Origin of the sequence: Agrobacterium sp. CFBP2214 (assembly GCF_030209895.1) — a bacterium.
Lineage (GTDB): Bacteria > Pseudomonadota > Alphaproteobacteria > Rhizobiales > Rhizobiaceae > Agrobacterium > Agrobacterium radiobacter.
This window is the reverse complement of the sequence record NZ_JARVRC010000007.1, coordinates 82,236-89,867: the sequence shown is the minus strand read 5'-3', so window position 1 is coordinate 89,867 and position 7,632 is coordinate 82,236. Positions and strand designations below refer to the sequence as shown.

General features: G+C 60.5%; 8 protein-coding genes and 1 riboswitch. Of the genes, 3 read left to right on the top strand and 5 right to left on the bottom strand.

All coding sequences use genetic code 11. The annotated features are described in order from the left end of the window. Window positions 1-2: 2 nt before the first annotated feature. Both cobW and QRN60_RS19115 read right to left on the bottom strand, forming a co-directional pair. Window positions 3-1,040, bottom strand: a complete 1,038-nt coding sequence (gene cobW / locus QRN60_RS19120; protein WP_284766314.1) for a cobalamin biosynthesis protein CobW — start codon at window positions 1,038-1,040, stop codon at window positions 3-5. After that, window positions 1,037-1,462, bottom strand: coding sequence for a DUF1636 family protein (locus tag QRN60_RS19115; protein ID WP_087745205.1), 426 nt, complete (start codon window positions 1,460-1,462; stop codon window positions 1,037-1,039). Before QRN60_RS19115 ends, cobW begins: the two co-directional genes overlap by 4 nt. A 119-nt stretch (window positions 1,463-1,581) precedes the next feature. Continuing rightward, window positions 1,582-1,797: riboswitch (cobalamin riboswitch) on the bottom strand. 134 nt (window positions 1,798-1,931) lie between these two features. Between QRN60_RS19115 and cobO the strand changes: the two genes are divergently transcribed. Next, window positions 1,932-2,549, top strand: coding sequence for a cob(I)yrinic acid a,c-diamide adenosyltransferase (gene cobO / locus QRN60_RS19110; RefSeq protein WP_112278047.1), 618 nt, complete (start codon window positions 1,932-1,934; stop codon window positions 2,547-2,549). Between the two features lies 1 nt (window position 2,550). After that, window positions 2,551-4,008 (top strand): cobyric acid synthase, encoded by a 1,458-nt coding sequence (locus QRN60_RS19105; protein ID WP_111793371.1) that lies wholly within the window; start codon window positions 2,551-2,553, stop codon window positions 4,006-4,008. Here QRN60_RS19105 and cbiB read toward each other — a convergent pair. Beyond that, entirely contained in the window at window positions 3,995-4,960 is a 966-nt protein-coding gene (cbiB, locus tag QRN60_RS19100) for an adenosylcobinamide-phosphate synthase CbiB (RefSeq protein WP_087745209.1), read from the bottom strand. The genes QRN60_RS19105 and cbiB overlap by 14 nt on opposite strands. Here cbiB and cobD point away from each other — a divergent pair. Continuing rightward, window positions 4,959-6,005: a threonine-phosphate decarboxylase CobD gene (gene cobD, locus QRN60_RS19095; RefSeq protein ID WP_112356342.1), complete on the top strand. Its 1,047-nt coding sequence runs from the start codon at window positions 4,959-4,961 to the stop codon at window positions 6,003-6,005. The genes cbiB and cobD overlap by 2 nt on opposite strands. Here cobD and QRN60_RS19090 read toward each other — a convergent pair. Both QRN60_RS19090 and QRN60_RS19085 read right to left on the bottom strand, forming a co-directional pair. Further along, window positions 5,987-7,264: an L-fuconate dehydratase gene (locus QRN60_RS19090; RefSeq protein WP_129564817.1), complete on the bottom strand. Its 1,278-nt coding sequence runs from the start codon at window positions 7,262-7,264 to the stop codon at window positions 5,987-5,989. The genes cobD and QRN60_RS19090 overlap by 19 nt on opposite strands. A gap of 36 nt (window positions 7,265-7,300) precedes the next feature. Further along, the gene (locus tag QRN60_RS19085; RefSeq protein WP_020809694.1) at window positions 7,301-7,630 is read right to left on the bottom strand and encodes an L-rhamnose mutarotase; all 330 of its coding nucleotides are present in this window, start codon (window positions 7,628-7,630) and stop codon (window positions 7,301-7,303) included. Between the last annotated feature and the right edge of the window lie 2 nt (window positions 7,631-7,632).

Sequence of the window (7,632 nt, the reverse complement as noted above, 5' to 3'; positions counted from 1 at the left end):
CGTCAGGCGGCCAGCATCTGCTCGATCTTCTCGCGATTGAGGCCCTTTTCACCGATGACGACGAGACGGCTGCGGCGTTCTTCACCCGCGGCCCAGGGCCGGTCGTAATAGTGGTTGACGCGGCTGCCGACAGCCTGCACCTGCAGGCGCATCGGCTTTGCGGAAACTTCGATGAAGCCCTTGATCCGCAGGACATTTTCCGCAGCAGCCGTCTCGGCGATACGGATAGCCAGCGCTTCCGGGTCGGTGACGGCCGGCAAATCGATGACGAAGCTGTCGAAATCGTCATGCTCGTGGTCAAGCTCGCCATCATGGTGGGTGCGGCGGTTTTCGATATCCTCTTCCACCGCAAGGCCAAGACCGATCAGCACGGCGGGATCGATAGCGCCATTGGAGGCCACGACGATCTTTGCTGCCCTCGGCAGATGTTCGAGAATATGCGCCTTGGCCTTGTCCAGGCCGGCATCGTCAAGAAGATCGGCCTTGGTCAGCACAATAAGATCGGCGCAGGCGACCTGATCCTCGAAAACCTCTTCAACCGGGTCATCATGATCGAGCGCCTCGTCATTGGCCCGCTGAGCGGCGAGCGCTTCCATGTCATGCGCCACCTGCCCTTCGGCGAGGGCAGCGCCATCCACCACGGCCACGACGGCATCCACCGTCACACGGCTCTTGATGGCCGGCCACTGGAAGGCCTGCACCAAGGGCTTCGGCAGGGCAAGGCCCGAGGTCTCGATGAGGATATGCTCCACCTTCGGCTGGCGGCTCAGAATCTGTTCGATGGCGGGCTGGAAATCATCCGCCACCGTGCAGCAGATGCAGCCATTGGCCAGTTCGACGATGTTTTCTTCCGGGCAGCTTTCAATACCGCAGCCTTTCAGAATCTCGCCGTCGATGCCGATATCGCCGAATTCATTGACGATGATCGCCAGCCGCTTGCCGTCAAGCTTTTCGAGAAGACCGCGCAGCAGCGTGGTTTTGCCGGCCCCCAGAAAACCGGTAACGATGGTGCAGGGAACGCGGTCCAGAAGGGTGCTCATGATCTCTCCTCGGTAAAATCGAATGGGGGAATGCGCGCCACCATGCCGCGCTTTAATGGTTCGGGGCGGCCGCGCCAGGGCATCAGGCCATCGGGGGCGGCGGCCAGCAGCCGCGCGCCGGTCAACAAATCTTCGGCATCACCGGTCGTCAGCCCGCCGAATACATAGGACCAGCCATTGGCGCTGCGCAGCACGGCGCTGAGGCCACGCTTGCAATTGGCAAGGCAATTGACGGAACGAACAGTAACACCCGTTTCCTCCGCTTTTGCCATGACGGCATCGGCAAGACGCGAACCGGGGCGCGGTTCGGCATTAGGATCGGCTTCATCGCGACAGCTTCTGCAAATGAAGACGGTCACGCCGGACGCCGTTTCATACTGTGTGTTTCCACTCGTAGAAGAAGATGTCGCTGAAATATCCAAACCGTATCGTTTCCCGCGCCTTGCAAAAAATCTCGGGGTGCGGATGTCGAAAACGGCATGCGGACAGGCGCAAACCGGATGTTCGATCTAACCGACTGACCGGAGCACCCCGCCCGGCAGACGTTTTTCCTGAAACGGCAGGTCTCCTGGCTCGCGGCTTTGCACCCTGACACCGCCTTCCCGAACCATCTTCAAAGGTCCAGTGGCTTTACGGTGCGGGCTTACCGCTTACAGTTGCGGGGGCAGCCACGGAATGACCCGATAATCGGGTTGGAACCGTGTTCCCTCTTAGCTTTTCCCGTTGCCGGGGAAAGACCGTCAGTCCGTTACCCTTAGGCTGAACGGGCGTGAGGGTCAATGCTGCGGGCCCTGCGGCGGCACATTGCCGGGTGCGGCAAATTGGGTATAGTCGCCGCTCCGAATGGCGGGGGCACCGGATCCCGCACAGCTGGATGAAAAGGAAAATGCAATGACACGCGACATCAGCGACAGCGAAGCCGAGCGCCACCGGCAGAAAATGGTCAACCGCAAAACGGTGCAGGATGCCGAAGTTGCGGAAAAGACCATCGAAAAAGGTTTGCTGATGATCAATACCGGCCCCGGCAAGGGCAAATCCACGGCCGCTTTCGGCCTTGCCCTGCGCATGCTCGGTACCGGGCGCAGGGTCGGCGTGGTGCAATTCATCAAGGGTGCATGGTCGACGGGCGAACAGCAGGCACTGACTCTCTTCGGCGACAAGGTCGTGTGGCGCACTATGGGCGAAGGGTTCACCTGGGACACACAGGATCTGAAACGCGATGTCGCAGCGGCGGCAAAGGCCTGGGAAGAAGCCAAGGTCCTGATGACCGACGACACCATCGGCCTGCTGATCCTCGATGAGCTGAACATCGCGCTCCGTTACGATTACCTGCCGCTGAAGGAGGTGGTCGAAACGCTTTCCAGCCGCAGGCCCGATCTGCATGTCATCGTTACCGGCCGCAACGCCAAGCAACCGCTCATTGACGCCGCCGACATGGTGACGGAAATGACCCTCGTCAAACATCACTTCAAGGCGGGCGTGAAGGCGCAGGCGGGGATAGAATTCTGACATGGCTGCACGCGTGCTGATGTTTCAGGGAACCGGCTCGGATGTCGGCAAATCGCTGATGGTGGCCGGCCTTGCCCGTGCCTTCGTCAGGCGCGGCCTGTCTGTCATGCCGTTCAAGCCGCAGAACATGTCGAACAATGCGGCCGTGACCGCCGATGGCGGCGAGATTGGCCGCGCACAGGCGCTGCAGGCGCGGGCGGCGGGCGTGCCGCTTTCCGTGCACATGAACCCGGTGCTCCTGAAGCCGCAGAGCGAAACCGGCGCCCAAGTGGTGGTGCAGGGCAAGATCGCCGGCAATGCCAAAGCGGCCGATTATCAGCACATGAAGGTCGGGCTGATGCCGCGCGTGTTGGAAAGCTTCGAGCACCTGAAACAGCAGGCCGATCTGGTGCTGGTGGAAGGGGCAGGCAGTGCCTCCGAAATCAACCTGCGCGCCAATGACATCGCTAATATGGGATTTGCGAGAGCTGCGGATGCGCCTGTGATCCTGATCGGCGATATCGACCGGGGCGGCGTCATCGCCAGCCTCGTCGGCACCAAAGCCGTACTCGAAGCTGAAGACGCGGCGATGATCGAAGGTTTTATCGTCAACCGCTTTCGCGGTGATCCGGCCCTGTTTTTAGACGGCATGCGGATAATTGCGGAAAAGACCGGCTGGGCCTCCATCGGGCTTCTGCCGCATTTTGCCAGCGCCGCAAAATTGCCGGCGGAGGATGCTCTCGGGCTTTCCGGCCCGGCTGAGCGAAAGCCGGGTGCGAAGATGCGCATTGCCGTGCCGATCCTGCCGCATATTTCCAATTTCGATGATCTCGATCCCCTGGACATGGAACCCGATGTCGAACTGATCCGCGTGCGGCCGGGCGAAACCATTCCCGCCGATTGCCGGCTGATCCTGCTGTGCGGCTCGAAATCCACTATCGCCGACCTTGCCGTGCTGAAGAATGCTGGCCTGGACATTGATATCAAGGCGCATGTAAGACGCGGCGGCTATGTTCTGGGTCTCTGCGGCGGATACCAGATGCTTGGAAAAACAGTTGCCGATCCTGACGGTATCGAAGGATCGCCAGCGACGGTCGAGGGAATGGGCCTGCTGGATGTGGACACGGTTCTGACGGGCGACAAGCGGCTCATTTCCGTTCGCGGCACGAGTTTCGACGGCATAGATTTATCCGGCTACGAAATGCATGTCGGCGAAACCACAGGCATGACGGACCATCTGCCGTTCTCGACGCTCGATGGGCATAATGATGGCGCCATCTCGGCCTCTGGCCGCGTCTTCGGCACCTATATTCACGGTCTTTTCGCGGATGATCGCCAACGCGGCGCATGGCTGGAGCGGCTCGGCGGGCAGGGCGCGGACCTGAACTATGATGCGCAGGTGGAGGCCGTCCTCGATCATCTTGCGGCGCATATGGAGCAGCACCTCGATCTCGACCGTCTGCTGGCTATAGCGCGATAAGGATCGCCAGAAGTCCGAACAGGCCGATCAACAGCAGGTCGGCAACCCGCGCCAGCTCCAGCGCCCTGCGAATATCCCCCGCAACCAGCGTCGCCCTCCCGCCTTCGCCCATGAAGCGCGCCTCGATCATCTGCCCGCCATAGGAGCGCGGCCCTGCAAGCGCGAAGCCCAGAGCGCCGGCCAGCGCCGCCTCCGGCCAGCCGGCATTGGGGGAACGGTGATGACGGGCATCGCGACGTATCGCGGCAATGGCCCCGCCGGGTGATGCGCCCTTCACGAAAAACGAAGCGGCCACGAAAAGGCCGCCACTCAGTCTCGACGCCGGCAGATTGACCAGATCGTCCAGCCGGGCCGAGGCCCAGCCGAAGGCCTCATGGCGGGGTGAGCGATGGCCGATCATGCTGTCAGCCGTATTGATCGCCTTGTAAGCCGCGCCGCCCGGCAGGCCCAGGAGACCGAGCCACAGGGCGGGTGCAACGATGCCGTCGGAAAAATTCTCGGCCAGACTTTCGATCGCCGCCCGGCAGATCGCCGCCTCATCAAGCTTTTGCGGATCGCGCCCGACGATCATCGATACCGCCTTGCGGCCACCGCCCACGCCCTCGCGCTCCAGAGCAGTGGCGACAGCCTCCACATGCTGCTCAAGACTTTTCTGCGCCGGAAGCGAAGCGCCCAGCACGGCAACCAGCAAAATGCCGAAGGGCAGAAAAAGCAGGGTGGATTGCGCAAACCATGCAAGGAGCAGCGTCAGCCCGACGAAACCGGCCAGAGCCGCCACACCTGCCGCCTTGCGCTGTGAAAATGACGCGTTCTCCCGGTTCCATTTTTTGTCCAGCAGCGCGATAAGCGAACCGACCCAGGTAACGGGATGGCCGATGCGTTTGAACAGCCAGTCCGGATAGCCGGTCAGGCGTTCGATCAAGAGCGACAAGAAAGCGAGAGCAAAGAACATGGGCGAAACAGTACCAGAAAAGGCGCAGGCTGCGATCCGTCACGGCGGCAATCTCGGCAGGGCGCGTCTGATGTTTCCTGAAGCGCCGGAACCGTGGATCGACCTTTCGACCGGGATCAATCCGCACTCCTATCCGCATTCGCCCGTTCCCGCCAGCGCATTCGCCCGCCTGCCGGAACCGGATGCCGCCGAAGAATTGAAACAGCTGGCTGCAGCCCATTTCGACGCGCCTTCCGCCCGGCATGTGGTGCTTTCACCCGGCACCCAGATGCTGATACCATTGCTGGCTCAGATTGCACTTGCTCGCGGGGCCAAGAGCGGCACCGTGCTTTCGCCCGCTTATGCGGAACATGCCCGGACCGCGCGGATGGCCGGACTTGCCGTGACCGAGGTGGAAAACACCCGGGAGCTATCGGCTCACGATTATGCCGTGGTGGTCAATCCCAATAATCCCGATGGCCGCATCACAGATCGCGCAGCGTTGCTGTCGCTAGCCGAAGCCATGCGCCTCAAGGGCGGATTGCTCGTCGTGGACGAAGCCTTCACCGAGACGGGACTTGCCGAAAGCCTCGCGAATGCCACCGGTCAGGAAGCGCTGGTGGTCCTGCGCTCATTCGGCAAATTTTACGGCATGGCGGGCGTTCGGCTGGGTTTCGCCATTGCACAGCCCGATATCGCCGCTGAACTTGAAGCAAAGCTCGGCCCCTGGGCGGTTTCTGGCCCGGCGCTTCATATCGCGACGCAGGCTCTGGCGGATAAGAAATGGCAATCTTCCATGCGTCTGCGCCTTGCCGAAGACTCCCGGCGCATGAATGACATGCTGGAAAAAACGGGACAGGCGATTGCCGGCGGCACGTCCCTTTTCACTCTGGTGCGCACCCCCCGGGCCACCGAACTGTTCAGCCATCTTGGCCAACACGGCATTCTGGTCCGCATTTTTGATGAAAGGCCGAACGACGTGCGTTTCGGCCTTCCCGGGAGCGAAACGGAGTGGCAGCGCCTTAAGGAGGCGCTGTCATCCCTCGGTTATTCCTCGAAGGTGTAGGTCTCGATCGACTCCGGCTTCATTTCGATGGAGAAGCCCGGCAGTTTCGGCGGCATGTAAGCGGCGTTTCTGATATCGCAGGGTTCGATGAAGTGCTCGTGCAGATGATCTACATATTCGATCACGCGGCCTTCCTTCGTACCAGATACCACCAGATAGTCGATCATCGACAGATGCTGCACATATTCGCAAAGGCCGACGCCGCCGGCATGCGGCCAAACCGGTAAATTGTATTTGGCGGCGATCAAGAGAACCGCCAGCACCTCGTTCAGGCCACCCATGCGGCAGCTGTCGATCTGCACCACATCGATCGCGCCTTCAGCGATGAACTGCTTGAACATGATCCGGTTCTGGCACATTTCGCCCGTCGCCACCTTCACCGAGCCGATGGCAGCACGAATTTTGCGATGGCCAGCGACATCATCCGGGCTGGTCGGTTCTTCGATGAAGAAGGGCTTGGAAAAGGCGAGCTTATTCACCCACTCGATTGCCTGATCAACTTCCCACACCTGATTGGCATCGATCATCAGGTAACGTCCGGGACCAATCACCTCGCGGGCTATGGTTAGACGGCGAATGTCGTCTTCCAGATCACGGCCGACCTTCATCTTCACATGGTTGAAACCGGCATCGATGGCTTCCTGGCAAAGACGGCGCAGCTTGGCGTCGTCATAGCCAAGCCAGCCGGCCGACGTGGTATAGCAGGCGTAACCTTCGTTCTTCAGCGTCTCGATACGTTCCTTCTTGCCGCTTTCGGCTTTTTTGAGGATCGCGAGCGCATCGTCGCGGGTGAGCACGTCGGTCAGATAGCGATAATCGACGATATCGGCGATTTCTTCCGGGCTCATATCGGCGACAAGCTGCCACACCGGCTTGCCCGCCTTCTTTGCCAGCAGATCCCATACCGCATTCACAACGGCGCCGGTGGCGAGATGCATCGCGCCCTTGTCCGGGCCGATCCAGCGCAGCTGGCTGTCGCTCGTCAGATGCCGCCAATATTTGCCGGGGTTCTCGGTAACGGTGGCAAGATCGGTGCCGACCACCAGATGACGCATCGCTTCGATGGCCATGCAGCAGATGTCATTGCCGCGGCCGATGGTGAAGGTCAGCCCGTGGCCTTTGAGACCCGCCTCATCGGTATCGAGAATGACATAAGCCGCCGAATAATCCGGGTCGGGGTTCATCGCATCCGAACCGTCGAGACTTTGGGAGGTCGGAAAACGCAGGTCGAAAACACGCAGATCAGTAATTTTGGTCATGGCCGGTCACTCGCGGTCAGTGTCAAAGGAAATCGTTCAATCGTGGTGGAAGGTCTCTTCCATCATCGCCCACCACTCGCCTTCCTTGCGGCTTTCGAGTGGTTGCTGGCAGGGAATCGTGAAGGACCACCATTCCTGGTTCTTGGGGCTTTCGGCCATCTTCGCCATGTCGGCGCTGATATCGGTGCCGTGATATTCCCAATAGCCGAAGAGCAGATTTTCCGGCTCGCGCAGGAAGATCGTGTAATTGCGGATATTGCAGTCGCTGATAAGCGCCAGAATTTCAGGCCAGACGGCGGCGTGCAGCCTTTTATATTCCGCGATCATGTCAGGTTTGACGCCTATGACCATGCCCATACGCTGCATGA

Excerpts from the sequence above, each read along its gene's own strand:
- QRN60_RS19090 (WP_129564817.1), bottom strand. The coding sequence starts at position 7,264 with ATGACCAAAATTACTGATCTGCGTGTTTTCGACCTGCGTTTTCCGACC.
- cobO (WP_112278047.1), top strand. The coding sequence starts at position 1,932 with ATGACACGCGACATCAGCGACAGCGAAGCCGAGCGCCACCGGCAGAAA.
- QRN60_RS19105 (WP_111793371.1), top strand. The coding sequence starts at position 2,551 with ATGGCTGCACGCGTGCTGATGTTTCAGGGAACCGGCTCGGATGTCGGC.
- cobW (WP_284766314.1), bottom strand. The coding sequence starts at position 1,040 with ATGAGCACCCTTCTGGACCGCGTTCCCTGCACCATCGTTACCGGTTTT.
- cobD (WP_112356342.1), top strand. The coding sequence starts at position 4,959 with ATGGGCGAAACAGTACCAGAAAAGGCGCAGGCTGCGATCCGTCACGGC.
- cbiB (WP_087745209.1), bottom strand. The coding sequence starts at position 4,960 with ATGTTCTTTGCTCTCGCTTTCTTGTCGCTCTTGATCGAACGCCTGACC.
- QRN60_RS19085 (WP_020809694.1), bottom strand. The coding sequence starts at position 7,630 with ATGCAGCGTATGGGCATGGTCATAGGCGTCAAACCTGACATGATCGCG.